This is a genomic window from Methylobacterium sp. (genome assembly GCF_019750675.1).
In the GTDB taxonomy this organism is placed as follows: Bacteria; Pseudomonadota; Alphaproteobacteria; order Rhizobiales; family Beijerinckiaceae; genus Methylobacterium.
Genome location: NZ_JAIEOF010000427.1, coordinates 1 through 1568 on the forward strand (window position 1 = coordinate 1; position 1568 = coordinate 1568).

At 73.0% G+C, this 1568-nt stretch carries 1 protein-coding gene; it reads left to right on the plus strand.

Going from position 1 to position 1568, the window contains the following annotated elements; translation table 11 throughout:
* The first annotated feature begins 132 nt into the window (after positions 1-132).
* Entirely contained in the window at positions 133-1554 is a 1422-nt protein-coding gene (pyk, locus tag K2X24_RS22405; RefSeq protein WP_292501270.1) for a pyruvate kinase, read from the plus strand.
* Positions 1555-1568: the final 14 nt, after the last annotated feature.

Below are 1568 nucleotides of genomic sequence, written 5' to 3' on the forward strand. Positions count from 1 at the left end.
ACCGAGGAGAAAAGCTTCCTGGCCGGCGTCGCCTTCCACGTCTTCTGATCTCAGGGCCGGCCTCCAGCGCCGCGCCGGCCCCGACCCCCGATTCCTCTCGCGAGAAGGCGGCCGTTCGCGGCCGGATCCGTCATGCGCCGCAACCGTCACGCCAAGATCGTCGCCACCGTCGGGCCGGCATCGTCCTCGCCCGAGATGCTGCACCGGCTGTTCCTGGCCGGGGTCGACACCTTCCGGCTCAACTTCAGCCACGGTGCCCAGGACGACCACGCCCGGGTGCATGCCGCCATCCGCGCGCTCGAGCGCGAGACCGGCCGGCCCATCGGCATCCTGCAGGACCTTCAGGGTCCCAAGATCCGCCTCGGGCCCTTGGCCGGCGGGCGCCGCGAGGTCGCGGCCGGCGAGAGCCTGCGCTTCGTGCTGACCCCCACGGACGCCGCGCCCGACGCCATCCCCCTGCCCCACCCCGAGATCTTCGCCGCGGTCGCGCCGGGCCAGGATCTCCTCATCGACGATGGCCGCGTGCGCGTGCGCGTCACCGGCCTGACCGGCGACAGCATCGAGGCCGAGGTGATCATCGGCGGCACCCTTTCCGACCGCAAGGGCGTCAACCTGCCCGGCACCCTGCTGGCCGTCTCTCCGCTGACGCCGAAGGACCGGGCGGACCTCGCCTTCGGCCTCGAACTCGGGGTGGACTGGGTGGCGCTCTCCTTCGTGCAGACCCCCGCCGACGTCCTCGAGGCGCGCGCCCTGATCGGCGACCGGGCCGGCCTGATGACCAAGATCGAGAAGCCCCAGGCCCTGGAGCGCATCGAGGACATCATCCGCCTGTCCGACGCCGTGATGGTGGCGCGCGGCGACCTCGGCGTCGAGATCCCGCACGAGGACGTGCCGGGGCGCCAGAAGGAGCTGATCCGCGCCTGCCGGCTGGCGGTGAAACCCGTCATCGTGGCCACCCAGATGCTCGATTCGATGGTCTCGGCCCCGACGCCGACCCGGGCGGAGGCCTCCGACGTGGCCACGGCGATCTACGACGGGGCGGACGCTGTGATGCTCTCGGCCGAGTCGGCCACCGGGCGCTTTCCCGTCGAGACGGTGGCGATGATGGCGCGCATCATCCACCGCACCGAGACGCACAAGCTCTACCGCTCGCTGATCACCGCCTCCGATCCGGGCGAGGAGGAGACGCCGCCCCACGCGGTGGCGGCGGCCTCGGCGCACCTCGCCGATGCGGTGGGGGCCGCCGCGCTCGTGGCCTACACCCTGAGCGGCACGACGGCCGCGCGGGTGGCCCGGCGCCGGCCGGAGGTGCCGATCCTGGCCCTCACCCCGGACCGTGGCACCGCGCGCCGGCTCTGCCTGCTCTGGGGGGCGCACAGCGTCCAGGCGGCGGAGGTCGAGACCTACGAGGCCATGGTGGAAGGCGCCATCGCGCACGCCGTGGAGGAAGGCTTCGCCCGTCCCGGCGACCGCGTCGTCATCGCCGCCGGCATTCCCTTCGCCGTCACCGGAACCACCAACAACATCCGCATCGCCCAGGTGCCTCCGGCCTAGCGGCGGGTGCCTCC

Excerpts from the sequence above, each read along its gene's own strand:
- pyk (WP_292501270.1), top strand. The coding sequence starts at position 133 with ATGCGCCGCAACCGTCACGCCAAGATCGTCGCCACCGTCGGGCCGGCA.